The sequence below is a fragment of the Anoxybacillus thermarum genome (assembly GCF_000836725.1).
Taxonomy (GTDB): Bacteria; Bacillota; Bacilli; order Bacillales; family Anoxybacillaceae; genus Anoxybacillus; species Anoxybacillus thermarum.
The window spans coordinates 1-25,642 of sequence record NZ_JXTH01000021.1; the positions used below are offsets into that span (position 1 = coordinate 1).

The window sequence follows — 25,642 nt, forward strand, 5'->3', positions numbered from 1 at the left end:
CCTCCAAAAGGGCCGCCAACAAGACAGCGAACACCTTTTGAAGAGTTCTGACTAATTGTTCCTCCAGCTCTTTTAATAAAGGCCATTCTGTGGTAAAATGTTTCATGGACTCTCTCCCTCCTGTTTTATTGATGTTGGTCATCACCATCATAGCAGGGAGAGAGTCCTTTTTGCATGACATTTGCTTTTTTCTACCGCGCTTCGCTTGGTGGCCCCGACGAGCGTCGCGAACAAAAGTTCGCAACCCTCGTCGGGGAATCATTCCTGAATGTCACCCACAAATATTTTACTCACACATGTATAAATGTGAACGCGGGAATGAATCGATTCTTGGTGTACTTCCGTTTTTCCACGTATACGGGATGACGGCTGTCATGAACTTATCCATTATGGAAGGATATAAAATGATTTTATTGCCGAAGTTTGATGTCGAAACGACGTTAAAAACAATTGAAAAACAACGACCAACGCTATTTCCAGGCGCTCCAACGATTTATATTGCGCTGCTCAACCACCCGAATTTGAAAAAATATGATTTATCGTCAATTAAAATATGTATTAGCGGTTCAGCTCCGCTTCCAGTTGAAGTGCAAGAACAATTTGAAACAGTAACAGGTGGGAAGATTATTGAAGGTTACGGCTTAACCGAAGCATCCCCTGTGACGCATTCCAACTTTATTTGGGACGGAAAACGAATCAAAGGAAGTATCGGTGTGCCTTGGCCAGACACAGAGGCGATGATCGTCTCGTTAGAAACGGGAGAGAAAGCAAACATAAATGAAATTGGTGAAATCGTTGTACGTGGTCCACAAGTAATGAAAGGATATTGGAACCGACCAGAAGAAACAGCAGCGACACTTCGTGACGGTTGGTTGTATACGGGCGATTTAGGGTATATGAATGAAGAAGGTTATTTCTTTGTCGTCGACCGAAAAAAAGATATGATTATCGCAAGCGGTTATAACGTATATCCACGCGAAGTAGAAGAAGTGTTGTATGAGCATCCGAAAGTGCAAGAAGCAGTCGTCATTGGTGTACCAGATGCTTATCGTGGTGAGACGGTGAAAGCGTTTATTGTGCTCAAAGAAGGAGAACAGTGTACAGAAGAAGAACTTGACCAATTTATGAGAAGTAAATTAGCTGCTTATAAAGTGCCGCGCATTTATGAATTTAGAAAAGAATTGCCAAAAACAGCAGTTGGTAAAATATTGCGCCGTGCGCTTGTGGAAGAAGAAAAAGAAAAACAAAAATGAGCGGCGATTGTTTTTTTCTTGACACGCTTTTGGCCTCTCTTTAAAATAAAAATATGAATGATTATTCATTCATATTTTTGAAAGGGAGAATGCAAAGTTGAAACGCGACAAACCGAAGTTTAAACAAATTATTGATGCAGCTGTGATTGTCATTGCTGAAAACGGCTACCATCAAGCGCAAGTATCGAAAATTGCGAAACAAGCCGGTGTAGCGGATGGGACGATCTATTTGTATTTTAAAAATAAAGAGGATATTTTAATTTCATTGTTTCAAGAAAAAATGGGCTACTTCATCGAAAAAATTGAAGAAGAAATAGAAGGAATTTCGAGTCCGTCGGAGAAGTTATTTTTGTTGATTCAAAAACATTTTCAAATGTTAGCGGCGGATCCGCATTTAGCGATCGTGACCCAATTGGAACTTCGCCAATCGAATAAATCATTACGTCTGAAAATTAATGAAATTTTGAAAGGATACTTAAAAGTTGTCGATCGCATTGTGCAAGAAGGAATTGACAAAGGGGAATTTCGTTTAGATTTAGATGTGCGTCTCACTCGTCAAATGATTTTCGGAACGATTGACGAAATGGTGACAACATGGGTCATGAATGAGCAAAAATATGATCTCGTTGCATTAGCGAAACCGGTTCATCAATTGTTAACGAAAGGTTGTTGTGTGTAAATACGACAACCTTCCGATATACACGAAGGAGGGGGAACATGTTTTCCGTTCAACAAGAGGGGTATGTGGCGATTTTAGCACTTCACCGTCCACCAGCAAACGCTTTAGCATCTTCTGTTTTGAAAGAGCTTTCAGAACGACTTGATGCATTAAAAGAAGACGAACAAGTACGTGTCATCGTTCTTCACGGAGAAGGAAGATTTTTTTCAGCTGGTGCCGATATTAAAGAGTTTACAGCGATTGAGGCGAGCGAACAAGCAGCGGAGCTTGCTCGAGCTGGACAACAAGTGATGGAGAAAATTGAACAGTTTCCGAAACCGATTATTGCCGCGATTCACGGTGCTGCACTTGGCGGAGGGCTCGAGTTAGCTATGAGTTGCCATCTGCGCATCGTAGCGGAAAACGCCAAACTTGGCTTACCAGAATTGCAGCTCGGCATCATTCCGGGATTTGCAGGAACACAACGCTTATTGCGTCATGTCGGTATGGCAAAAGCGCTAGAAATGATGTGGACAAGCGAACCGATCACAGGTACAGAAGCTGTTCAATGGGGACTAGCAAACAAAGCCGTCCCAGAAGAACAATTGCTTGATACAGCGAAGCAACTTGCACAAAAAATTGCTCAAAAGAGCCCGATTTCTGTTCAAGCGGTATTGAAACTAGTTAATGAAGCTCGCACAAAAACGTTCCATGAATGCGTTGAAAAAGAGGCGCAACTGTTTGGACAAGTTTTTGTCACGGAAGATGCGAAAGAAGGCATTTCAGCATTTATCGAAAAACGGACACCACAGTTCCGAGGAAAATAAGAGGGGGAGAGAAACATGAATATTTTCGTATTAATGAAACGTACATTTGATACGGAAGAAAAAATTGTTGTTCAAAATGGGAAAGTAAGTGAAGAAGGTGCGGAATTTATCATTAATCCGTACGATGAATATGCGATTGAAGAAGCGATTCAAGTGCGCGATCAACACGGTGGAGAAGTAACAGTTGTCACTGTCGGGAACGAAGATGCGGAAAAAGAGCTTCGCACAGCGCTTGCAATGGGAGCCGATAAAGCGGTGCTCATTAACATTGAAGACGATGTAGAAAACCGCGATCAATATACAACGGCAAAAGTACTTGCAGAATATTTAAAAGATAAAGAAGCCGATTTAATTTTAGCAGGGAACGTAGCGATTGATGGTGGTTCTGGTCAAGTCGGCCCACGCGTTGCTGAATTGTTAGGCATTCCTTACGTAACGACCATTACGAAACTAGAAATTGATGGAACAAATGTGAAAGTTGTGCGTGATGTTGAAGGGGACGAAGAAGTGATCGAAACATCGTTACCGTTATTAGTGACGGCGCAACAAGGTTTAAATGAACCGCGTTATCCGTCATTGCCGGGGATTATGAAAGCGAAAAAGAAACCGCTTGAGGAATTAGAGCTTGATGATTTGGATTTAGAAGAAGATGATGTCGAAGCAAAAACGAAAACGATTGAAATCTTTTTACCACCGAAAAAAGAAGAAGGGAAAATTTTACAAGGTGACATTTCGGAGCAAGTAAAAGAACTCGTTTCACTTCTTCATACGGAAGCAAAAGTCATTTAATAGGGGGATGGGGATTATGGCAAGAAAAGTGTTAACATTAGCTGAAGTGCGCGATGGAGCGTTGCGCAACGTATCATTTGAAGCAGTTGCTGCGGCAAAAACAATCGCGGAAGGCGGAGAGGTTGTTTCTGTCGTTGTCGGAGCGAGCGTTCGCTCATTAGCGAATGAGCTCATTGCTTACGGTGCAGACCGTGTCGTTGTTGTCGAGCATGAAAAATTAGCGACTTATACACCAGACGGCTATGCCCAAGCATTGCAAGCGGTTGTCGAGCAAGAGAAGCCAGAAGGAATTGTATTCGGACATACAGCGCTTGGAAAAGATTTATCGCCAAAACTTGCTGCAAAATGGCAATCTGGACTTGTGTCCGACGTTGTTGCTGTTGAAGAAACAGGAGGAAATATCGTTTTTACGAGACCAATTTATTCGGGTAAAGCGTTTGAAAAGAAAATTGTTACAGACGGTTTCATGTTTGTTACTGTTCGTCCAAACAACATCGCTCCACTTGAAAAAGATGAGAGTCGTGCAGGTACGATCGTTGACGTGCAAGTAGATATAAAGGATTTACGCACAATCGTTCGTGACGTTGTGCGAAAAACAGCAGAAGGTGTCGATTTGTCAGAAGCGAAGGTTATTGTTGCTGGAGGCCGCGGCGTGAAAAGCGCTGAGGGATTCGAACCGCTAAAAGAGTTAGCGAACTTGCTTGGCGGTGCGGTTGGAGCATCGCGTGGAGCGTGCGATGCAGGATATTGCGATTACTCTCTCCAAATTGGTCAAACAGGAAAAGTTGTTACACCAGACTTATATATTGCATGCGGCATTTCTGGTGCTATCCAACATTTAGCAGGTATGTCTAACTCGAAAGTGATTGTAGCAATTAATAAAGATCCAGAAGCGAATATTTTCAAAGTAGCAGACTACGGCATCGTTGGCGACTTGTTTGAAGTCGTTCCGCTTTTAATTGAGGAGTTTAAAAAACTAAAAGTACATTCATAAGGCAGAGCATGATGCTTTGCCTTTTCTTTTCAGCATATTTTTTAACGACAAGGAAATAGTAGAAGCGAAGCAAAAGATTGGCGTAATGAATACGTTCAATGGTATACTATGTGCATGGAACTGAAATATTTGAGGAGGAATGAAACATGGCAATTGTAAATGCAACAGATCAAACGTTTGTGAATGAAGTAAAAGAAGGGGTTGTGCTCGTTGACTTCTGGGCACCTTGGTGCGGACCTTGCAAAATGATTGCACCTGTATTAGAAGAAGTTGATCGCGAGCTTGCTGGCAAAGTGAAGGTTGTTAAAGTGAATGTCGATGACAACCCAGAAACAGCTGGAAAATTTGGCGTTATGAGCATCCCAACATTATTTGTCTTCAAAAACGGTGAAGTTGTCGACAAAACAGTTGGTTTCCAACCAAAAGAAGCGCTTGTTGGTCTTTTAAGCAAGCATTTATAATCGAAACGCCTCGGAGAAATCCGAGGTATTTTTTTTTGAAATTTTATATTGACATTGAAAATCGTTCTCTACTATAATAATAACGGTTAATGATAATCGTTATCAAAAAAGGGGGATACATACGAAATGAAAAAACGTCAATTAAAAGCTGTATTTGCTATGTTTTTATTAGCAGGTGGTGTGCTTGCAGGTTGCGGACAACAAAAAGCGGAAACGACAGAGAAAAAGGAAGAAACGAAAGTAGAGGAAAAACAAGAAGAGCAACAACAAGCTGAAACGGAGCAAGCAGAAGAGCAAATAGACGTTCAAACGTTCATTGATGCTTATAAGGCGATCAAAACAGAAACAGAAAAAGCGAAAGAAGGACAACCAGTTGATTGGAATCTTGTAGAAAAAACATATACAGAGCAACTACAAAAGCCAATGAACGAACTAGATGGTACATTTGCCCAAACGATTGAAGCAGCGATTCAAGGTGGAAAAAGCGGAGAGCTAAACGTACATCCAGCGCGCCAAATTGTAGATAAAGTGACGCAGTCATATTTTTATCAGTTGCAAAAGAAATTGCAAAAAGACGTTGTAGCTGCACTTGAAGCTGGCGACCAACAAAAAGCGACAACATTGTTCGAACAAATTAAGTTGCTAGCAGCGGAAATTTTCGTTCCAACAGCGATGAAACGTGATGAATATTATCAATTAACAGGAGAATCTAGCCTTGAGCAAAGCATTAACGCTGGTTTAGCTGCCCAAGAAGAAGCGTTAAAAGCAAACAACGTAGATGATTTTAAAGTGTACATTCAGTTAACGGATAAATCGATTTATCGCAGCTACTATTTAGCATCAAAATCATATGCTGAAAAAATTGAAGCAGGTGTGAAAGAAGGTAAAGCAGAAGATGAGCTAAAAGGTCAACAAGCAGAAGCGTGGGGCTTTTTCCAAGCGATCAAAGGCTCTTTAGCTGAAGGTGATGAAGCTGCAACAACTCGCTTAGATGAGATTTTATCATTGAATAATGATTACAAAAACATTAAAGCAGAAGAAGTAGGCGCATTATTTGCAAAAGCGTTGTTTGGTAAAATGAAAGGCTATCATGAAAAAGCACCAGCGCAATTAGATGAAAACAACATTGTCGAAGCGAAGGTGAAAGCGTTAGAAGGTAACATGTTCTTAAAAGCGATCGAATTAGATGTGAAAGCAAAATTAGGTGAGCAAAAAGCAGCAGACGTGTTTGCTACTGCAGAAAAATGGTATAATGCCATTGCTGAAAACAAAAAAGATGAAGCTGCTCAACATAGCAAAGCTATGCTTGATGCTGTCAGTGCGATCATTCAATAAAAAAGAGCCGCGCATAACACGCGGCTTTTTTGGTGTGATACAATAGTAGCGCATAAACGATGAGGGAGTCAGATAAATGACAAAAGTATGTATCACAGGTGGAGCAGGATTTATTGGTAGTCATCTAGGGAAAAAAATACTTGAACTCGGGCATGAGCTCGTTGTGATCGACAATTTTCATCCGTACTATTCAACATATCGGAAACAGCGTCAGCTTCAACAAATAAAAGACGTCGGTTTTTTTCATTTTTATCATGTAGATATTTTACATTCAGATGCACTCAAGCAAATTTTTTTACATCATCGCCCTAACGTTGTGTTTCATTTAGCGGCGCTGCCTGGCGTACAGCCATCATTAACGGAGCCGCTTGCATATATTGACTACGATGTGAAAGCGACAGTAAACGTATTGCAAGCAGCAGGGGAGGCGGAGGTTGAGCATGTGTTATTCGCCTCTTCTTCTTCTGTGTACGGTGATCAAGCGTTTCAGCCATTAAAAGAAGATATGGCGAATGGACAAGTCGTTTCCCCGTATGCAGCGGCAAAATATAGTGCGGAATCGTTTTGTCATGCATATGCGCATATATACGGCTACACGATGACAATTTTTCGTTATTTTACTGTATACGGACCGTGGGGGCGGCCGGATATGGCCATTAGTAAATTCATACGTCAATTGTTGCGCGACGAGCCGATTACCGTTTACGGTGAACATACAGCTCGCGATTATACGTTTATTGATGATATTGTTGATGGAATGATTCGAGCGCTAGATCGAAAAGGGGCAAGTGATGTGTTTAATCTTGGGGCTGGTCAACCTGTGACGATGAAGCAGTTGCTTGCAGAGTTGCAAGACCATTTTCCACATATGCGCATTCATTACGAACCTTCGCGGCTTGGCGATGTTGTTGCTACATGGGCGGATATTACGAAAGCGAAAGAACAGCTCGGATATGAGCCGCTCGTATCGTTACGAGAAGGATTGGCAAAGACGATTGAATGGGCGAAGCAATATGAAAAATAAACAAATCAACATCGTTATACGGCTCATTAGTCTTGTATGTATAGCCATATTTATATGGATGACCGTTCAACATTTTAATGCCCAACTGTTGTTCGATCTTATGCACACGCTTGTCTCGCAACCGTGGCACGCAAGTTATATGTTCATCATGTATGGACTTGCTTTTGTTTTACGTGCAATGGCATGGAAATGGTATTTGCCTCAAGCTCGTTTTCAAACGTGTATCGATGGGTTATTTGCTAGTTTATTTATCAATCACATTTTTCCGATTAAAATTGGAGATGCTGCTCGCATTGGCATATGCGCAAGGCGAGATCGCATCCTGTTTGCCATTGTTGCCGAGTCTGTCATTGTATTACGCCTTCTCGATTTGATCGTTTTATTTTTCTTTGCTTTTTTCGGTGCAATCGTTTATATGCACACCGTTATTCGTTCCGCCGTTATGTTCCCCCTCGTTTTCGGCGGCATCGTTGTTTTGTTTTTCGTCCTTCAACGCATCGATTTGTCATGGCTACAAAAACATAAACAACATTGGAACATGATATGGAAAAGCCGTCGCTTTGTGCTGATTGTTGTTGCTATTGTTTTCAGTTGGATATGTGAAGCTGTCGTTTTGTTTGAAATGGCGAAAATGGTTGCCTTTCCACTTTCATTTGCTCAATCGTTATGGGTAAATAGTATGACCGTTGGAGGACAAATATTTCAAATGACTCCAGGAGGATTAGCCACGTATGAAGCCGTTATGGCATTTGCGTTAACGCGCATTCATCCGTATTGGGAACAAGCATACGCCCTTGCGTTAGTGACCCATTTGTTTAAATTTTTATTTTCTTATGTCGTCGGACTATATGTATGGTTTCGCATCCCGACATTATGGACATTCGCTCGAAAGGAGGACGCGGCGTGAAAAAAGCATCGAAGTTTGAAAAAATAGCGGCAAGATGTTGGAATTTATTAAATGAAGGAAAGCCATTCACTCCGATTTTCGTCATCGGGACGATGCTCCTTTTTCATTTATTTGATGGTATGACGTTGGAAGAAGGGGAAAAGCTATTTCGTAGCTTTTTACTCACCATCCCCCTTTTCGTTTTGTACTACGTATATGACTATCCGTTATTTTTACGTAACTATTTATGGGTTCCGTACGTCATGTTTTTAATGATTTGGTCTTTCGTTCCAACGAGCTTACTTTTGCTTGCTGTCAGTCTTTACTTCTTTTTTACCGTTTTCTTTTGGGGAACGTTATATTATCATCTACGCATTGGAACGACGTGGTTGAATTTCACTCGCTTTTGGAAACTCGTATTAAAAAATAGCGACTCTACGAGTGGAAATGCACAAGAACAATTACCGAAAGTGTTGCTTCTTCTTTCTACGTGGGAATACGGGATGCAACATGATGTACATGTTCCGTCATTCATTGCTTTTTACGCATTTGTTTTTATATGGTCATTTATTTTACATCGCTATTTATTTGACTGGAAGCCGAAAGTGATCGATCATTATACGAACAATGTGCCGACAAATGATAAGTCGTTGAGCGATCGTGTCATCGTCCTTGTGATTGATGGGATGAGAAAGGATCGTTTTGAACAAGCGAATGCTCCATTTTTAAAATCGCTCCGTGCCAATGGAACAGATTTTACACAAATGGAAACAGTATATCCTGCACGAACGGTCGTTTGTTTTACGTCGATGCTTACAGGAACGTATCCGTTTGAGCACGGCATTCGTTCAAATATGGTATGGAAGCTAGGCATTCGAGTAGAGAGTATTTTTGACTCACTTCGAAGAGTAGGGAAAAAAGGAAAAGTGCTCGGTATCGCTCATCTTGTCGATTCCCTAGGAAATGATGTCGAAACAGTTACAGCTGTCATGCATAACGATGTGGCAGACCGTAACATTATGGAGAGGGCGAAGCAAATCATGGCCGAACAAGATTTAGATTTATTCGTCGTTCAATTCATTGGAACGGATCAAACCGGCCATAGTCGCGGTGTACATTATGATGAGTATGTGCAAAAAATTGAAGAAGTTGATCGGCTCATTCAACAATTTGTTGAATGGCTACACGAGAAAGGGAAAATGGACAACACGACGCTCATCGTTTGTGCCGATCATGGACAAGCGGATGGAATTGGTGGACACGGTCATCTAGACGAAGGAGAACGGTATGTCCCATTTTTCATGCACGGTCCGATGATTGAAAAAGGAAAGCGCATTGACGAAAAACATAGTCTCGTTTCCCTTGCTCCAACGATTGCTTATTTGTTAGGAGCTCCATATCCGAGCCATAGCCGTGGCCCTGTGTTAGTCGAAGCGCTGAAGAAAGAGGGAAGATGATGAAAGTCGTTGTATTTTTGCCTGCACATAACGAGGAAGAAGCGATTGGAGAAGTCATTCGTCGTATTCCGAGGCATATTGGATCGAATATAGAAGTGCATGTACTAGTCGTTGACGACGGCTCAACGGATCGTACGGTTGACGTCGCTAAGCAGGCGGGAGCTGATTTCATTTATCGACACGAACGAAATCGTGGGTTAGGGGCAGCTGTACGCACTGGTTTACAACAATGTGTAGAGCTTGATGCCGACATCGGTGTCATGATTGATGCAGATAATGAATATCCGCCAGAGCAAATCCCAGATCTCATCATACCTATTTTATGTGGAGAAGCGGATTATACGATGGGTTCTCGCTTTCTAGGAACGATTCATGGGATGAAATGGCATCGCCGCATCGGAAATTATATGTTTACGTTGCTTCAATCCATCTTATTAAAAACATGGATTTACGATGGTCAATCAGGCATGCGGGCTTTTTCACGCGAGGCGATGGAAGAAGCGGAAATTATTCATGATTACAACTACGCTCAAGTATTGACGTTAAATTTAGTTCGCAAAGGATTCCGCTTAAAAGAAGTGCCGATTGTATATCAAGTGAGGACAACAGGTCAGTCGTTTATTAAGTTCACAGCTTACTTAAAACACGTTCTTCCTGCTATCGTGAAAGAAATGTGTCGTCCGGTGAAAAGAAAGTATATGCACTCTGTTCAACAACGCTAGAGAGTCATTCTCTAGCATTTTTTCTTGACAACAATCATGATAATTATTATCATTATCATCGAAGGAGGAGATCGGAGTGAAAAAGTTTTTATTTTTTTGTTTATCAATGATATTAATTTTCACTTCAGCCCCTATGTCTTCATTCGCTTACTCATACGGTGATCCGAACGAAGAAGCGGTTGCTGAAGCATATAAAGAGATGATCGCCAAAGCGCAAGAGAAAAAGTTCGATGAAGTGAAGGCGATTTATGAAACGGTGCAAAAAGAAATTGATATGCATATGGGTCCTGAACCGTCTGCGATTATTTTAGAGGCGATTGAAAATAAAGATGAGGATACGATTGTTTCAGCAATGCAAAAAGTGCTTGTGTTAAACGTTGCCCGTCGTTTAGAGAATGTAGAAAATAATTTCGATAATTACGATACGAGCAAACGTTTATTAGCGAAAGCATTTGCTACATATAAAGCCCTTTCCCCGATTGTACAACAAAACGATGCCGAGTTAGATGAAAAATTAAAACAACAGTTCGATGTTGCCCTTCAATCGCTCGGAAATCCGGGATTGTTTGGAGTAGGAAAGAAAGAATCGAACATCAATCAATTTAAAGAAAGCAAACAAACGATTTTGAAAGCGTTACAAGATCAATTTGAATTAGAAAATATTGAAACGGGTCATTTTACTGAAGAAGATTTAGATCGATTAGCAGCGGCAAAAAAGAAGGAATGGACGGATTTGTCAGATGTGAAAAATTGGATTCCGATTATTGCTATTATCGCTGTTATCGTTGCGGTTGTCGTGTATGCCGTGAGAAAACGGAAGTAAAGAAAGGGGGCGCGTGCGTTGGAAGTTCAAGCACTGCTCATTACGTTTCGTGAAGCGTTAGAAGCGCTATTAATTGTTGGAATTATTACATCGTATTTGAAGCGCATTGATCAATCACGTTATGTGAAATATGTTTGGCTCGGCGCAGGGCTAGCTGTGTTTGCAAGCGCGATTGTCGCATTATTATTCCAAGTCGTGCTTACTGGTTTTTCCACGATGGCAAGCGAAATATATTTAAAGGTGAGCATCATTTTTATTTCTTCCATCTTGCTGACGCAAATGGTATTTTGGATGGCAGAACATAGCAAAGATATAAAAAGTAGTATGGAAGGGAAAATGAGCAAATACGTGTCTAAAGGGGACGTATTTGGTATGGTGATGCATTCGTTTTTAGTTGTACTGCGTGAAGGAGTGGAGACGGTCTTTTTCTTTGCTGCCATTACAGGTGGAAACATCGGAGCAGCGGTACAAGGATGGGGAGCCATTACCGGTTTAACGATCGCTGCTATTGTCAGCTACATGTTTTTTAAAGGAACGATGCGCGTACCGTTAAAAACGTTTTTTAAAGTCACAGGTGCATTTATCATTTTGATTGCCGCTGGGTTGCTTGTGCAAGGAATTTCGATGTTGCAAGATTTAAAAATTATCGGTAGCGTGATGCCGCACGTGTACGATATTACATGGTTCATGCCGGAACATCCGATTGACCATGAACATTTCGTGCGTGACACAGGACAAGAACCGATTCTTTCTGGCGATGTCGGTATTTTCTTCAAGGCGTTATTCGGTTATTCATCGATGCCATCACTTGAAGAAGTATTAGCATATATTGGTTATTTCGTCGTCATTTATTTACTTGTGAAAACACGTTATGGTGCGAAAGAAGAAAAAGAAGAAAAAAACGAAAAAAATGAGAAGGTGCTTGAACAACAAGTGATGTAAAGTACAAGGGAAGCCTTGTACTTTTTTACTTAGGAGGGTTTTATTGTGCGAATTGTTTCAATCATCGTGCTGTTTGCAGTATGCGCATCGTATTTCGTCTATGCTAGCCCGTTTGCAGCAACGTGGGATGAAGTGGACTTTGCTCTCGCCCTCGATCGATATGATTTACTTGCGATGCAACCACATTTTCCAGGATATCCGTATTTTATTTTTGGCGGGATGCTCATTCATTCGTTTGTTGACAATGCTGCTAAAGCGCTTGCGATTTGGAATGGATTACTGATGACGAGTGCGATAATTCCAATTTATTTGCTTGCTAAAATATACGTAGAAAAAAAGTATGCGGTCTTCATTACAGCACTCGTCCAATCGCTTAGCTACGTCATGTTAATCGTTTCACAACCGATGTCGGAGGGGAGTGCTCTCGCTCTTTTATGGTGGTATGTGTGGAGTTTAGAACGTGCGCTTCACTCGAACCGTGTTCATGTGCAATGGCTACCGTTATTATTATTTAGCATCATGCTTGGTATTCGCTTATCGTACATTCCTTTTGGGGTTGGTATATTATATGTTTGGTGGAAGCGGAGGTATCGTTTGACACAGCTTTTGTTATACAGTTTGGCAGCGGTTGCGTTTCAATTCATTTGGATAGGTGCAGTAGCTGCAACAGAAGGAGAAGGTTTTTGGCAGCTTGCACTTTCATTCGTAACAGGGCACTTTACACAATGGGGAGGAACGGTTTCAACGGATGAAGCGCCGTTTTGGCAGCGAGTATATATGCTTATTTTTTATAATATCATTTGGACAGGCATGGCAAAGCAGTCTGTATGGCTACTTAGTTGTTTTGCTATTTTGTTCTTTATGACGTGGAAGCACATATTTCTTCCGAATTTATATCGTTTGCTTTTATTGACGTATTTTTTTTGGGCGCTATTTGCGCAAAATATTGAAAAGCCAAGGCATATATTGCCGGTTGTCATCATCGTTTCATTTTTTTTGTTCGCAAGCGCCCTTCAGTCGACATCGCGCCTTCGCCTGACCATTATGCTCGCTTTACTCGTTTTTCAAACGGCAATCGGCATACAAGGGGTAAACCGTCAAGCGACACAGTTGCCAGCGACGTATCAGTTGGCGTATGATTTTGAGCAGAAAGAAGAGCGCTTCATCTTATTTACATGGGAAGAAACGCGCGTGCTTGAATACTTACGTGTTTCTTTTCCGCATGAACGCGTCTTTTCATTCGATGTTTTCCAAAGAGAAAAAGCGATGTTTCCGCGCGCGAAAGTGTATGTAACCGATCGTGTCGTCAAAGGGTTTCAAGCGCAAGGTATAGACGTTCGTCCATATATTCGCACGATTCGGACGTATGAATCGAGCTTATTATCTGATCCTGTATATGGGCGCATCACAGTATATGAATGGCGAGAGGAGGAAAAACGTGAATGAGCGATTAAAAGAAAAGTTAGCGATTTTGCCCGATCAGCCGGGCTGCTATTTAATGAAAGATGCACACGGAACGGTCATTTACGTTGGAAAAGCGAAAGTGTTGAAAAATCGTGTTCGGTCTTATTTTACAGGCACACATGACGGCAAAACGCTTCGCTTAGTGAATGAAATTGCTGATTTTGAATATATCGTGACGTCCTCTAATTTAGAGGCGCTCATTTTAGAAATGAATTTAATAAAAAAATACGATCCGAAATATAACGTCATGTTAAAAGATGACAAAAGCTACCCGTTTATTAAAATTACAGGGGAGACGCATCCCCGTCTGATCATTACACGCACGGTGAAAAAAGATAAAGGAAAATATTTCGGTCCGTATCCAAACGCCCACGCGGCACATGAAACGAAAAAATTGCTCGATCGCTTATATCCGTTAAGAAAATGTGAGAAGATGCCGAAAAAAGTTTGTTTATATTATCATATGGGACAATGTTTAGGCCCTTGTGAATATCACGTATCGGAGGAAGAAAATAAACAAATTGTTGAACAAATTACGCGGTTTTTAAACGGCGGCTATAAAGAAGTGAAAGAGAAATTGACAGAAAAGATGATGGAAGCAGCGGAACAGTTACAGTTTGAGCGGGCGAAAGAATATCGCGACCAAATTTCGTATATCGAAACATTAATGGAAAAACAAAAAATGATTTTACACGATTTCGTGGACCGCGACATTTTTGGATATGCGTACGATAAAGGATGGATGTGCGTCCAAGTATTTTTTATTCGCCAAGGGAAGCTCATCGAACGAAACGTGTCGATGTTTCCGCTGTACCAAGAGCCGGAAGAAGAATTTTTAACGTTTTTAGGTCAATTTTACAGTAAACATTATCATTTAAAGCCGCGTGAAGTTGTATTGCCGCGAGAAATCGATGGAGAAATGGCGGCGAAATTGCTCGATGTAAACGTCACACAGCCGAAAAGCGGCAAAAAGAAAGAACTTGTTGAGTTAGCTTGTAAAAATGCGCAAATGGCTTTGCAAGAAAAGTTCTTTTTAATTGAACGTGACGAAGAACGAACGATTCGCGCGGTTGAACGGCTAGGTGAAGCGCTTGGGATTCCGACGCCTCATCGAATCGAGGCGTTTGATAACTCAAACATTCAAGGAACAGACGCCGTCGCTGCGATGGTTGTATTTATTGACGGAAAACCGGAAAAAAAAGAATATCGTAAATATAAAATAAAAACGGTGCAAGGGGCAGATGATTACGAGTCGATGCGTGAAATTATTCGCCGACGGTACACGCGCGTGTTGCGCGAGCAGTTGCCTCTTCCTCATCTCATTGTTGTCGATGGAGGAAAAGGGCAAATACAAGCTGCAAAAGAAGTGTTGGAATGCGAGCTTGGGTTATCGATTCCGATCGCTGGGTTAGTGAAAGATGAGAAACACCGCACTTCACATTTCCTTTTTGGTAATCCACCGAGCATTGTTTCATTAGAGAAAAATAGTCAAGAGTTTTATTTGCTGCAGCGCATTCAAGAGGAAGTGCATCGTTTTGCCATTACATTTCATCGCCAAGTGAGATCCAAGTCAGCATTTTCTTCGATTCTCGATAAAATTCCGGGGGTCGGAACAAAAAGAAAACAAGCGTTATTGCAACATTTCGGATCGATTAAAAAAATGAAAGAAGCGACGGTGGAGCAGTTGCAAGAGGCGAATATTCCAAAACATGTTGCCCAAAAAATTTATGAAACGCTTCAAACGTACGAAAGCTGACCATCATTGGTCAGCTTCATCTTTTCGGTCCCATTTGACTGTAAATAAAACGGTTTTGGCGCGTCGTTTTTGTTGTTCAAACGCTTCTGTGACATATCCTTTTTGTTGCTCAAACTGTTGGGCAAGAAAGCCCGCTTCAAGTTGAAATGTGCAATCTTCACTATAATCGAACCGCATCGCAACGAGCGGTCCTTCTAATTGAAGTTCACATTGATCTTTTTTTTCTTCAAGCAGCGATAAATTTCCCCAACCCGCTTGTTCAAAAAAACCGATGATATCGTCGATTGTACCTAGCGGGTATTTTCTCGCTAAATCTTTTCCTGCCCAATATAAAATAAAAGGGGTTTCTTTCCCAAACAAATTTGGCAACAATTCTTTCCGAAATAAAAAGTCGCTAAAAGCAGAAATGTTTATTTGTTTCCACTGTTCATGCCCGCTCACGTTCAATTCCCCTCTCTATTTTTTCATTATAGCGCACAACAATCCGAAAAACAGTATTGACTTTTCTTTTATTTCGGACTTCACTAGAAGTATAGTTGTTTTAAAATTTGAAATGATTGAACATTTCGTGAACACCTTTTCTTGACGCTCCTACATTCTGGGAGTACAATGAATGTGACAATGATCAATGGAAATGGAAGTGTTTACACCTCTGTTGGTCATTGTCTAGTAGATGCGGATGGGAGCTCATAGAAAAGGAAGATGACAATTTCAAGGGGGGTTATGTATGGCACAAAATCGAGAGTTTTTTTATCGTCGACTCCACTCATTGCTCGGAGTCATTCCAGTCGGGCTGTTTTTAACACAGCATTTAGTTGTTAACCATTTTGCAACAAGAGGAGCGGATGCATTTAATAAGGCGGCAGCTTTTATGGAGCAGCTACCGTTTCGGTACTTTTTGGAAATTTTCGTTATTTTTCTTCCGCTATTATTCCATGCCATCTATGGGCTATATATCGCATTTACGGCACAAAACAATGTCAGTCGTTACGGATATTTTCGTAACTGGATGTTTATGTTGCAACGCTTAACGGGAATTATTACGCTCATTTTCGTCGTCTGGCACGTATGGGAAACGCGCGTTCAAGCCGCATTTGGTGTGGAAGTGAACTATGACATGATGGCGAACATCGTTGCGAACCCGTTTATGCTTGCATTTTATATTGTTGGAATCGTTTCTGCGGTGTTTCACTTTGCGAACGGGTTATGGTCGTTTTTCGTTAGCTGGGGTATTACAGTGACTCCTCGTTCACAACAAATTTCTACATACGTGACAATGGGGATTTTTGTCGCGCTTTCGATCGTTGGTATACGCGCGATTTTAGCATTCGTTTAATCCACAACATTGAAGGAGTGAGGAGACATGAGTAAAGGAAAAATTATCGTTGTTGGTGGGGGTCTTGCCGGCTTAATGGCAACAATTAAAATTGCCGAAGCAGGCGTAAAAGTAGATTTATTTTCATTAGTTCCTGTGAAGCGGTCTCACTCTGTTTGTGCACAAGGTGGCATTAACGGTGCGGTCAACACAAAAGGAGAAGGGGACTCTCCGTGGGAACACTTCGATGATACAGTATATGGTGGGGACTTTTTAGCTGATCAACCTCCAGTAAAAGCGATGTGTGAAGCGGCCCCGGGCATTATTCATTTGCTTGATCGCATGGGTGTCATGTTCAACCGTACGCCAGAGGGATTGCTTGACTTCCGGCGCTTTGGTGGAACGCAACATCACCGTACTGCATACGCAGGGGCAACGACAGGACAGCAGCTTCTTTACGCGCTTGATGAACAAGTGCGCCGTCACGAAGTCGCTGGTTTAGTGACAAAATATGAAGGTTGGGAGTTTTTAGGTGCTGTTTTAGATGATGAGCAAGTATGTCGCGGAATTGTCGCGCAAAACTTGACAACGATGGAGATTAAAGCATTCCCAGCAGATGCGGTCATCATGGCAACAGGCGGTCCGGGGATTATTTTCGGGAAGTCAACAAACTCGATCATTAATACAGGTTCAGCAGCATCGATCGTTTATCAACAAGGTGCGTATTATGCAAACGGAGAGTTTATCCAAATTCATCCGACAGCTATTCCGGGCGATGATAAGCTTCGTTTAATGAGTGAATCAGCGCGTGGAGAAGGTGGGCGAGTTTGGACGTATAAAGATGGAAAACCTTGGTATTTCTTGGAGGAAAAATATCCGGCTTACGGAAACCTCGTTCCACGCGATATTGCGACGCGTGAAATTTTCCATGTGTGTGTCGACTTAAAGCTCGGTATTAACGGCGAAAACATGGTTTATTTAGATTTATCGCATAAAGATCCGAAAGAGCTTGATATTAAGTTAGGTGGCATTATTGAAATTTATGAAAAGTTCATGGGTGAAGATCCAAGAAAAGTACCGATGAAAATATTCCCAGCTGTCCACTATTCAATGGGTGGATTATGGGTTGATTATGATCAAATGACAAACATTAAAGGATTGTTTGCCGCAGGCGAGTGCGACTATTCGATGCACGGGGCTAACCGTCTCGGCGCGAACTCGTTATTATCTGCGATTTATGGTGGAATGGTAGCTGGTCCAAAAGCAGTTGAATATATGAAAGGGCTTGAAAAATCAGCAGATGCAATGCCTTCTTCTTTATACGATCGTTATTTAAAACAAGAACAAGAAAAATGGGCGCAAATTATGGCGATGGACGGCACAGAAAACGCCTACGTCTTGCATAAAGAGCTTGGTGAATGGATGACAGATAACGTTACGGTCGTTCGTTATAATGATAAACTATTAAAAACAGATGAAAAAATTCAAGAATTGCTTGAGCGTTATAAAAACATTAACATTAACGATACAGCGAAATGGAGCAACCAAGGTGCATCGTTTACACGTCAGCTTTATAACATGTTGCAGCTAGCCCGCGTCATTACGCTCGGTGCTTACAACCGTAACGAAAGCCGTGGAGCGCACTATAAGCCAGAGTTTCCTGAGCGAAACGATGAAGAATGGTTAAAAACAACGATGGCAAGCTTCACGCCAGATGGACCATCATTCCATTATCGCGAAGTGGATACATCACTCATTAAACCGCGCAAGCGCGACTATACGAAAAAGAAAGGGGAAGTGAAATCATGAGCGAAAATAGAACGATTCGGATTATTGTCACGAGACAAGACCGTCCGGATACAGCCCCTTATGAAGAAGAGTTTGTCATTCCGTATCGTCCGAATATGAATATTATTTCGGTGCTCATGGAAATTCGGCGCAATCCGGTCAATGCGAAAGGAGAAAAAACGACGCCTGTTGCTTGGGAAATGAACTGTTTAGAAGAAGTGTGTGGCGCTTGTTCGATGGTGATTAACGGCAAGCCGCGTCAATCGTGTACGGCGCTCGTTGATCAGCTTGAGCAGCCTATTCGTTTAGAACCGATGCGCACGTTCCCTGTCATTCGTGACTTGCAAGTCGACCGTAGCCGCATGTTTGATTCGTTGAAAAAAGTAAAAGCATGGATTCCAATTGACGGAACATACGATTTAGGTCCGGGGCCGCGCATGCCAGAGCGCAAACGGCAATGGGCGTATGAGCTATCTAAATGTATGACGTGTGGAGTATGTTTAGAAGCTTGTCCAAATGTCAACAGCAAATCAAACTTTATCGGACCGGCACCGCTTTCGCAAGTGCGCTTATTTAATGCTCATCCAACAGGAGCGATGCATAAAGCGGAGCGTCTTGAAGCGATTATGGGTGATGGTGGATTAGCGAACTGCGGAAATTCACAAAACTGCGTGCAATCTTGCCCGAAAGGCATTCCGCTCACAACGTCTATTGCGGCATTGAACCGCGCAGCAACGATTCAAATGTTCCGCAATTTCTTCGGTAGCGATGAAGTGTAACAAAAAGGTCGGCTCTTAAAGAGTCGGCCTTACGTTTTCATCTTTGTAGAGGGGGAGAGGGAAAGTGAAAATCTCTTATATTAACGACATAAAAGAATGGGAGCAACGTTTTTCTTTTTTTCATCCGGTGCGTGTTCGCTTTTCAGAAACAGATATGTTTGGTCATTTAAACAATACGGTTCCTTTTGTATATTTTGAAGAGGCGCGCATCGCATTTTTTGAACATCTCGGCTTTATGAACGATTGGTTAGGGAAAGAACATGATGCCATTCCGGTAGTGGCGAATTTACAATGCGACTTTTTACAACAAGTATATTTTGGTGAGCAGCTACATATCGGCGTAAAAGTGGCACACATCGGCAACTCTTCTGTCGATTTACATTACGTTGGGAAAAAGCAAGATGGAACGATTGCATTTACAGGGCGTGGGACGATGGTACAAATGTCAAAAACGACAGGAAAAGGAGTCGCTTGGGACGAAAGCGCACGTGCGCGATTAGTAGAAAAGATGTAACCGTTATTTCCCTTCTTGCATACGATATGTTGACTAAATATATACCCATCCGTTTCGGTCTGGTAAAAGCAAGGAGGGTTATCCACTTGAATCAGAAGCCGCTGCTCACAAAAAGAGAACGAGAAGTGTTCGAACTGTTGTTGCAAGACAAGACGACGAAAGAGATTGCTAGTGAACTGTTCATTAGCGAGAAAACAGTTCGTAACCACATTTCGAATGCAATGCAAAAGCTTGGGGTAAAGGGGCGCTCACAAGCTGTCGTTGAATTGCTTCGAATGGGAGAACTTGAACTATAAAGAAAACCGGCTCGCCTTTTCAGTTTAGGCAAGCCGGTTTTCTATTGATTTGATGTGTGTTATAATGAAAGATGTTTTGTCATACATCAACAAAGAATGAGGCGAATACATTGGAAAGACCGATTGGAGTTATTGATTCAGGCGTTGGTGGATTAACGGTTGCAAGAGAAATCATGCGCCAACTACCAAAAGAACAAATTGTATATTTAGGAGACACGGCACGCTGTCCATACGGACCGAGACCACGGGAAGAAATTCGACAATTTACATGGGAAATGACGAACTATTTGCTTGGATATGACATAAAAATGCTCGTTATTGCATGTAACACAGCAACTGCTGTCGCACTAGAAGAAATTCGCGATACGCTCAACATTCCCGTGATCGGTGTCATTCATCCTGGCGCTCGTACCGCGTTAAAAATTACAAAAAACTATCATATCGGTGTCATCGGCACGATCGGAACGGTGAAAAGCAGCGCGTACGAACAAGCGATAAAATCCATTAATAGTGATGTGAAAGTAGAAAGTTTAGCTTGTCCAAAGTTTGTTCCTTTAGTGGAAAGCGGACAGTTTGAAGGGGAAGAAGCAAAGCAAATTGTTGCCGAATCGCTTCAACCGTTAAAAGATCGACCGATTGATACGCTCATTTTAGGCTGTACACATTATCCGCTTTTAAGTCCACTTATTCAACAATATATGGGGGAGCACGTGAAACTTATTTGTTCTGGCGATGAAACGGCGCGGGAAGTGAGCACGATTTTGCATCATAGCGATTTGCTTTATACGGGGAATAAACGTCGCGAACATATATTTTTAACGACTGGACCGAAAGAAATGTTTCAACAAATTGCTTCGAAATGGTTTGGTCATCCAATTGAACATGTCGAAACGATCCAATTATTTTAAAATCCTTCGCATATGCCGAAGGATTTTTTTGTTCTACTTTTTTGTACGGCTCGTATACATAGTAGTACAAACCGTGTGAGGAGGGGAGTCCATGCGCCGCGTATGGATCATTGTAACAATGTTTGTTTTTATTCTATCAGGATGTGGGCTGTTTGGAGGTGAAAAAGCAACAAAGGAAATTGATCCACCAAAAGATGTAACGTATATAGAAGCCGAGCAAGCGTTGCAAGAAAAGGAAGCAGCACAAAAAGAACAAGCGACAGAAACCGTTCAACGCGAATTGTACTTAATTGATAAAAACGGCTTTGTCGTTCCACAAACGTTTGCCTTGCCAAAAACAAACGCAGCTGCAAAACAAGTACTCGAATATTTAGTAGAAAATGGACCAATTTCAGAGCTGTTGCCAAACGGATTTCGTGCCGTTCTTCCAGCTGACACCCAAGTGTTAAGTGTCAATTTAAAACAAGATGGCACGCTTGTTATTGATTTTTCGAAAGAATTTGCGAATTATCGTCCAGAAGATGAAAAGCGAATTTTACAAGCAATCACATGGACGGTGACGCAATTTGATAATGTGAAACGTGTAAAAATTCGCATGAATGGCCATGACCAAAACATGATGCCGGTCAACGGAACGCCAATTAGCGACGAATTAAGCAGAGATGACGGAATTAACATTGAAACGAACGGTGTTGTCGATATTACGAATACGCATCCGGTCATCGTCTACTTTTTAGCGCAAGACGGGAAACAAACGTATTATGTACCGGTAACGAGACGCGTACCGAATAGCGAACAAGATGAGTTAGCCGCGGTTGTGAATGAACTGATTAAAGGACCGAGCTACGGTTCTGGGTTATTAAGCGATTTTCAAGCCGATGCAAAATTGTTAGAAGCGCCAAAATATGAAAATGGAAAAGTGACGTTAAACTTTAACGAAGCGATTTATGGCAGCGTGGAGAAAAACGTTGTGTCGACGCATGTGCTCAATTGTTTAGTGTTGTCGTTAACAGAACAGCCAGGAGTGGAGAGCGTTGCCATTACAGTGAACGGAAAAGCGGAATTAGTTGATGAAAGTGGCAAACCGTTATCCGAACCGGTAACAAGACCGCAAAATGTGAACACAGGTAGTTTTTGAAACCAATTTTTTGCTATACTATATAGAGATTTATCGTCGAGAGGCAGTATTCCTGCCTCTTATTTCGTGAACATACATTGAGGAGGATTTTTTGTGAGAGTAGATGGTAGAACAAATGAAGAGCTTCGTCCCGTACATATTGAACCAAACTATTTAAAACATCCAGAAGGTTCGGTGCTCATTGCCATTGGCGATACGAAAGTCATTTGTACAGCAAGCATCGAAGATAAAGTTCCACCGTTTATGCGTGGGGGGGGAAAAGGATGGATTACTGCGGAGTATGCGATGATTCCGCGGGCAACCGAGCAACGAAACATTCGCGAAGCAAGCAAAGGAAAGTTGTCAGGGCGAACGATGGAAATTCAACGGCTCATTGGCCGAGCGCTTCGTTCTGTTGTTGATTTGCAAAAATTAGGGGAAAAAACGATTTGGATTGATTGTGATGTCATTCAAGCGGACGGTGGAACGCGCACAGCGTCAATTACAGGGGCATTTGTTGCCATGACGTTGGCGCTCGGAAAAATGGTCGAAGAAAAAAAATTACCGACGCTACCGATTACAGATTTTTTAGCTGCCACATCAGTCGGAATAGATGAAGAGCATGGAATTATTTTAGATTTAAATTACGTTGAAGATTCAAAAGCACATGTCGATATGAATGTTGTCATGACAGGATCGGGGCGCTTTGTTGAAATTCAAGGAACAGGGGAAGAAGCGACATTTTCGTACGAGCAGTTGCTCGATTTATTAACGGTTGCTGAAAAAGGCATTCACGAGCTTATTGCTCGACAAAAAGAAGCACTTGGTTCTCTTGCGGAACAAATTATGCAACATCGTTTGGAAGGGGAAGAAGCAAAGTGAAGCGGATGATCATTGCCACAAAAAACAAAGGAAAAGTAGCCGAGTTTCAACAGTTGTTTGGGAAAAAAGGAATCGACGTTCGTTCGCTTCTTGACTACAATGATATACCAGATGTTGAAGAAACGGGAACGACGTTTGCAGACAATGCGATATTAAAAGCAACGACGATTGCGAATATGCTTCATGAAGTCGTCATTGCAGATGATTCGGGTTTAATCGTTGATGCGCTAAACGGTGAGCCGGGCGTATACTCGGCTCGTTACGCTGGCGAAGGAAAAGACGATCAAGCCAACATTGAAAAAGTGCTTACAAAGTTACAAGGTGTGCCTTTTGAACAACGAACTGCCCGTTTTCATTGCACGTTAGCTGTTGCAAAACCGAACGGGGAAACCACGACCGTAGACGGTGTGTGCGAAGGATATATTACAGAAGAGCCGATAGGTGGGAACGGTTTTGGGTACGACCCAATTTTTTACGTGCCTGAAAAACAGCGAACAATGGCTCAATTAACAAAAGAGGAGAAAAATGAAATAAGCCATCGGGCAAAGGCGTTACAACATCTTTTGAGCATATGGGACAAGCTGTTTGAAAAGGAGAATGAGTCGTGAACGTATTAATCATGAGCGATAGCCACGGATTAACAACCGAATTACAAACAATCGTTTCACGTCATAAACAACATGTCGATGCAATCATTCATTGCGGTGACTCGGAGTTAACGAGCGATCATGAAGCGTTGCAACATATGCTTGTTGTGCGAGGAAATTGCGACCATGAACGTCGTTTTCCAACCGATCTTGTTGAAGATGTGAATGGTGTTCGCTTTTTCATTACACATGGTCATTTGTACAACGTCAAAATGACGCTCATGAATCTATATTATAAAGCGAAAGAAGTTGGGGCATGCATCGTCTGCTTCGGTCATTCGCACATTGCAGGATGTGAACAGATCGATGACGTCTTTTTCATTAATCCAGGAAGCATTTATTTACCGCGCCTGCGTCGTGAAAAAACATATGCCATGCTTCATATAGACGAAACAAACATAACCGTACATTTTTACAACATCGACGGCCAACTCCTTCATGATTTAACGAGCATATACAAAACACAATAGGGGCAAGAAAATTCTATCGCCCCTATTGACTTTTTTCATAAACATCATTACAATAACAATTGTCCAAACCACGATATAAAGGCGCCATGCTATTATTATTGTGTCCCAGTAGCTCAGCTGGATAGAGCAACGGCCTTCTAAGCCGTCGGTCGGGAGTTCGAATCTCTCCTGGGACGTTAATAATCCTCTTGCATAAGCAAGGGGATTTTTTTTATTAGTCAAAAAATGTTCAAAATTTTTTATACCCTTTCTTTTCCTTGATATATCAATTATGTAAGCGGATACATAAAGTTTTAACTAATCGAAATAATCAAAAAATTCAATGAAATAGTATTGACTCTTTTGGTAAATGGTCGTATGATAATTTTCAAATAAATCTAACAAAAGTCGCAATCAACATAAGGAGCAAGAGACGGCGAACAGGGGAAGAGGGGAAAAACATTGAGTGAACAGTGGATTTTTCTAAACGATGAATTTGTCACAAAAGAAAATGCAAAAATCTCTGTATACGATCACGGTTTTCTTTATGGGGATGGGGTGTTTGAAGGAATTCGTGTGTACAGCGGCAACGTGTTTCGCATGAAAGAACATATTGACCGCTTATACAATTCAGCGAAATCCATTTTATTGAACATTCCGTACACAAAAGAAGAATTAACAAATATTATCGTCCAGACGGTGCAAAAAAACGGCTTTGAAGACGCTTATATTCGCGTGGTCGTGTCGCGCGGTGTCGGTGACCTTGGACTTGATCCATACAAATGTCCGAAGCCACAAGTAGTTGTCATTGTCGAACCGTTGGCAATCTTCCCAAAACATTTATATGAAACGGGCATTGAAGTCGTTACTGTAGCAACGAGACGAAATCGACCAGATGTACTAAGCCCGAAAGTAAAATCGTTAAACTATTTAAACAACGTATTAGTACGAATTGAAGCGCATTTAGCAAACGTCAGCGAAGCGCTTATGCTCAACGACCAAGGATATGTCGCTGAAGGCTCAGCAGATAACGTATTTATCGTCAAAAACGGCGTGTTATATACACCACCAGGGTATGTCGGGGCGCTTGAAGGCATTACGCGCGATGCAATTATGGACATCGCTAAAGACCTCGGCTATGTCGTTAAAGAAGAACCATTCACTCGTCATGATGTGTACACGGCAGACGAAGTATTTTTAACAGGAACCGCAGCAGAAGTCATTGCGGTCGTCAAAGTCGATGGTCGTGTCATTGGCGACGGTGTACCGGGCGAACATACAAAACGGTTGTTAGAAGAGTTTCGCAAACGAGTCGTTTCAGAAGGCGTAAAAGTGTATGCTACACAAAATGTGAATGCAGGATGACAAGTAAATAAGAAAAAAGCGTTGAAGAGGATAAGTAGCTAGCGGGTCGGGCATCTACAGAGAGCCGGGGAAGCTGAAAACCGGTGATGTCTCCGTTAGTGAACTCCCCTCGGAGCGCCGTCCTGAACGATTAGTTCTAGTAGGGACGGACGGGTGCACGTCACTCGTTATTAAAACGAGCGCTGCGACGA

Annotated in this window: 26 protein-coding genes, 1 tRNA gene, 1 pseudogene and 1 other annotated feature (1 of these 29 cut by a window edge); of the genes and pseudogenes, 27 read left to right on the forward strand and 1 reads right to left on the reverse strand. The window is 41.8% G+C overall.

Features of this window, described 5'->3' with window-relative positions; genetic code table 11:
• Window positions 1–296 precede the first annotated feature (296 nt).
• The 15 genes and pseudogenes from LH47_RS06700 to uvrC all read left to right on the forward strand — a co-directional run.
• Window positions 297–1,253 (forward strand): annotated as a pseudogene (locus LH47_RS06700) (AMP-binding protein); the annotation flags it as partial.
• A gap of 97 nt (window positions 1,254–1,350) precedes the next feature.
• The gene (locus tag LH47_RS06705; protein ID WP_043965880.1) at window positions 1,351–1,932 is read left to right on the forward strand and encodes a TetR/AcrR family transcriptional regulator; all 582 of its coding nucleotides are present in this window, start codon (window positions 1,351–1,353) and stop codon (window positions 1,930–1,932) included.
• 38 nt (window positions 1,933–1,970) lie between these two features.
• Window positions 1,971–2,738 carry an enoyl-CoA hydratase gene (locus tag LH47_RS06710; protein WP_043965882.1) on the forward strand — a complete coding sequence of 256 codons (768 nt, stop codon included), beginning with the start codon at window positions 1,971–1,973 and terminating at the stop codon, window positions 2,736–2,738.
• 15 nt (window positions 2,739–2,753) lie between these two features.
• Window positions 2,754–3,527: an electron transfer flavoprotein subunit beta/FixA family protein gene (locus tag LH47_RS06715; protein WP_043965883.1), complete on the forward strand. Its 774-nt coding sequence runs from the start codon at window positions 2,754–2,756 to the stop codon at window positions 3,525–3,527.
• 16 nt (window positions 3,528–3,543) lie between these two features.
• Window positions 3,544–4,521: an electron transfer flavoprotein subunit alpha/FixB family protein gene (locus LH47_RS06720; RefSeq protein ID WP_043965885.1), complete on the forward strand. Its 978-nt coding sequence runs from the start codon at window positions 3,544–3,546 to the stop codon at window positions 4,519–4,521.
• Window positions 4,522–4,667: 146 nt separating this feature from the next.
• Window positions 4,668–4,982, forward strand: a complete 315-nt coding sequence (gene trxA / locus LH47_RS06725) for a thioredoxin (protein ID WP_043965887.1) — start codon at window positions 4,668–4,670, stop codon at window positions 4,980–4,982.
• A 126-nt stretch (window positions 4,983–5,108) separates the two neighbouring features.
• Entirely contained in the window at window positions 5,109–6,317 is a 1,209-nt protein-coding gene (locus tag LH47_RS06730; protein WP_043965888.1) for a hypothetical protein, read from the forward strand.
• A gap of 76 nt (window positions 6,318–6,393) precedes the next feature.
• Window positions 6,394–7,341, forward strand: coding sequence for an NAD-dependent epimerase/dehydratase family protein (locus LH47_RS06735; protein WP_043965890.1), 948 nt, complete (start codon window positions 6,394–6,396; stop codon window positions 7,339–7,341).
• Window positions 7,331–8,248, forward strand: coding sequence for a lysylphosphatidylglycerol synthase transmembrane domain-containing protein (locus LH47_RS06740; protein ID WP_043965892.1), 918 nt, complete (start codon window positions 7,331–7,333; stop codon window positions 8,246–8,248). Before LH47_RS06735 ends, LH47_RS06740 begins: the two co-directional genes overlap by 11 nt.
• Entirely contained in the window at window positions 8,245–9,684 is a 1,440-nt protein-coding gene (locus LH47_RS06745) for an alkaline phosphatase family protein (RefSeq protein ID WP_043965894.1), read from the forward strand. The genes LH47_RS06740 and LH47_RS06745 overlap by 4 nt, the downstream gene beginning before the upstream one ends.
• Complete coding sequence (locus tag LH47_RS06750; protein ID WP_043965895.1) at window positions 9,684–10,406, forward strand: glycosyltransferase family 2 protein; 723 nt, start codon at window positions 9,684–9,686, stop codon at window positions 10,404–10,406. The genes LH47_RS06745 and LH47_RS06750 overlap by 1 nt, the downstream gene beginning before the upstream one ends.
• A gap of 76 nt (window positions 10,407–10,482) precedes the next feature.
• The gene (locus tag LH47_RS06755) at window positions 10,483–11,229 is read left to right on the forward strand and encodes a hypothetical protein (RefSeq protein WP_043965898.1); all 747 of its coding nucleotides are present in this window, start codon (window positions 10,483–10,485) and stop codon (window positions 11,227–11,229) included.
• An 18-nt stretch (window positions 11,230–11,247) separates the two neighbouring features.
• Window positions 11,248–12,171, forward strand: coding sequence for an FTR1 family iron permease (locus LH47_RS06760; protein WP_043965900.1), 924 nt, complete (start codon window positions 11,248–11,250; stop codon window positions 12,169–12,171).
• A gap of 45 nt (window positions 12,172–12,216) precedes the next feature.
• Complete coding sequence (locus tag LH47_RS06765; RefSeq protein ID WP_043965901.1) at window positions 12,217–13,617, forward strand: glycosyltransferase family protein; 1,401 nt, start codon at window positions 12,217–12,219, stop codon at window positions 13,615–13,617.
• On the forward strand, window positions 13,610–15,391 hold the full coding sequence (uvrC, locus tag LH47_RS06770) for an excinuclease ABC subunit UvrC (protein WP_043965903.1): 1,782 nt from the start codon (window positions 13,610–13,612) through the stop codon (window positions 15,389–15,391). Before LH47_RS06765 ends, uvrC begins: the two co-directional genes overlap by 8 nt.
• Window positions 15,392–15,394: 3 nt before the next feature.
• Here uvrC and LH47_RS06775 read toward each other — a convergent pair whose 3' ends face one another.
• Entirely contained in the window at window positions 15,395–15,832 is a 438-nt protein-coding gene (locus LH47_RS06775) for a YslB family protein (RefSeq protein ID WP_084221274.1), read from the reverse strand.
• 286 nt (window positions 15,833–16,118) lie between these two features.
• Between LH47_RS06775 and LH47_RS06780 the strand changes: the two genes are divergently transcribed.
• The 12 genes from LH47_RS06780 to ilvE all read left to right on the forward strand — a co-directional run bounded on the left by LH47_RS06780 (window position 16,119) and on the right by ilvE (window position 25,451).
• Entirely contained in the window at window positions 16,119–16,727 is a 609-nt protein-coding gene (locus tag LH47_RS06780; RefSeq protein WP_043965907.1) for a succinate dehydrogenase cytochrome b558 subunit, read from the forward strand.
• Between the two features lie 27 nt (window positions 16,728–16,754).
• On the forward strand, window positions 16,755–18,515 hold the full coding sequence (sdhA, locus tag LH47_RS06785) for a succinate dehydrogenase flavoprotein subunit (protein WP_035049252.1): 1,761 nt from the start codon (window positions 16,755–16,757) through the stop codon (window positions 18,513–18,515).
• The gene (gene sdhB / locus LH47_RS06790; protein ID WP_043965909.1) at window positions 18,512–19,273 is read left to right on the forward strand and encodes a succinate dehydrogenase iron-sulfur subunit; all 762 of its coding nucleotides are present in this window, start codon (window positions 18,512–18,514) and stop codon (window positions 19,271–19,273) included. The genes sdhA and sdhB overlap by 4 nt, the downstream gene beginning before the upstream one ends.
• A 64-nt stretch (window positions 19,274–19,337) precedes the next feature.
• Window positions 19,338–19,787: an acyl-CoA thioesterase gene (locus LH47_RS06795; protein ID WP_043965911.1), complete on the forward strand. Its 450-nt coding sequence runs from the start codon at window positions 19,338–19,340 to the stop codon at window positions 19,785–19,787.
• An 80-nt stretch (window positions 19,788–19,867) separates the two neighbouring features.
• Window positions 19,868–20,083: a helix-turn-helix domain-containing protein gene (locus LH47_RS06800; RefSeq protein WP_032100525.1), complete on the forward strand. Its 216-nt coding sequence runs from the start codon at window positions 19,868–19,870 to the stop codon at window positions 20,081–20,083.
• Window positions 20,084–20,193: 110 nt separating this feature from the next.
• A complete protein-coding gene (gene racE / locus LH47_RS06805) occupies window positions 20,194–20,991 on the forward strand; it encodes a glutamate racemase (protein WP_043965913.1) in 798 nt (265 codons plus the stop codon).
• A 91-nt stretch (window positions 20,992–21,082) separates the two neighbouring features.
• A complete protein-coding gene (locus LH47_RS06810) occupies window positions 21,083–22,129 on the forward strand; it encodes a GerMN domain-containing protein (RefSeq protein ID WP_043965915.1) in 1,047 nt (348 codons plus the stop codon).
• A gap of 93 nt (window positions 22,130–22,222) precedes the next feature.
• Complete coding sequence (rph, locus tag LH47_RS06815) at window positions 22,223–22,990, forward strand: ribonuclease PH (RefSeq protein ID WP_043965917.1); 768 nt, start codon at window positions 22,223–22,225, stop codon at window positions 22,988–22,990.
• Window positions 22,987–23,598 (forward strand): XTP/dITP diphosphatase, encoded by a 612-nt coding sequence (locus LH47_RS06820; protein ID WP_043965918.1) that lies wholly within the window; start codon window positions 22,987–22,989, stop codon window positions 23,596–23,598. Before rph ends, LH47_RS06820 begins: the two co-directional genes overlap by 4 nt.
• Window positions 23,595–24,107 (forward strand): metallophosphoesterase family protein, encoded by a 513-nt coding sequence (locus tag LH47_RS06825; RefSeq protein ID WP_043965920.1) that lies wholly within the window; start codon window positions 23,595–23,597, stop codon window positions 24,105–24,107. The genes LH47_RS06820 and LH47_RS06825 overlap by 4 nt, the downstream gene beginning before the upstream one ends.
• 102 nt (window positions 24,108–24,209) lie before the next feature.
• A tRNA-Arg gene (locus LH47_RS06830) sits at window positions 24,210–24,283 on the forward strand.
• A gap of 265 nt (window positions 24,284–24,548) precedes the next feature.
• Entirely contained in the window at window positions 24,549–25,451 is a 903-nt protein-coding gene (gene ilvE, locus LH47_RS06835) for a branched-chain-amino-acid transaminase (RefSeq protein ID WP_009361780.1), read from the forward strand.
• Window positions 25,452–25,463: 12 nt separating this feature from the next.
• Window positions 25,464–25,642 (forward strand) — a binding site (T-box leader) (it continues 79 nt past the right edge of the window).

Excerpts from the sequence above, each read along its gene's own strand:
- sdhA (WP_035049252.1), top strand. The coding sequence starts at position 16,755 with ATGAGTAAAGGAAAAATTATCGTTGTTGGTGGGGGTCTTGCCGGCTTA.
- LH47_RS06730 (WP_043965888.1), top strand. The coding sequence starts at position 5,109 with ATGAAAAAACGTCAATTAAAAGCTGTATTTGCTATGTTTTTATTAGCA.
- LH47_RS06740 (WP_043965892.1), top strand. The coding sequence starts at position 7,331 with ATGAAAAATAAACAAATCAACATCGTTATACGGCTCATTAGTCTTGTA.
- LH47_RS06720 (WP_043965885.1), top strand. The coding sequence starts at position 3,544 with ATGGCAAGAAAAGTGTTAACATTAGCTGAAGTGCGCGATGGAGCGTTG.
- LH47_RS06810 (WP_043965915.1), top strand. The coding sequence starts at position 21,083 with ATGCGCCGCGTATGGATCATTGTAACAATGTTTGTTTTTATTCTATCA.
- LH47_RS06715 (WP_043965883.1), top strand. The coding sequence starts at position 2,754 with ATGAATATTTTCGTATTAATGAAACGTACATTTGATACGGAAGAAAAA.
- LH47_RS06780 (WP_043965907.1), top strand. The coding sequence starts at position 16,119 with ATGGCACAAAATCGAGAGTTTTTTTATCGTCGACTCCACTCATTGCTC.
- trxA (WP_043965887.1), top strand. The coding sequence starts at position 4,668 with ATGGCAATTGTAAATGCAACAGATCAAACGTTTGTGAATGAAGTAAAA.
- LH47_RS06735 (WP_043965890.1), top strand. The coding sequence starts at position 6,394 with ATGACAAAAGTATGTATCACAGGTGGAGCAGGATTTATTGGTAGTCAT.
- LH47_RS06710 (WP_043965882.1), top strand. The coding sequence starts at position 1,971 with ATGTTTTCCGTTCAACAAGAGGGGTATGTGGCGATTTTAGCACTTCAC.
- sdhB (WP_043965909.1), top strand. The coding sequence starts at position 18,512 with ATGAGCGAAAATAGAACGATTCGGATTATTGTCACGAGACAAGACCGT.
- LH47_RS06750 (WP_043965895.1), top strand. The coding sequence starts at position 9,684 with ATGAAAGTCGTTGTATTTTTGCCTGCACATAACGAGGAAGAAGCGATT.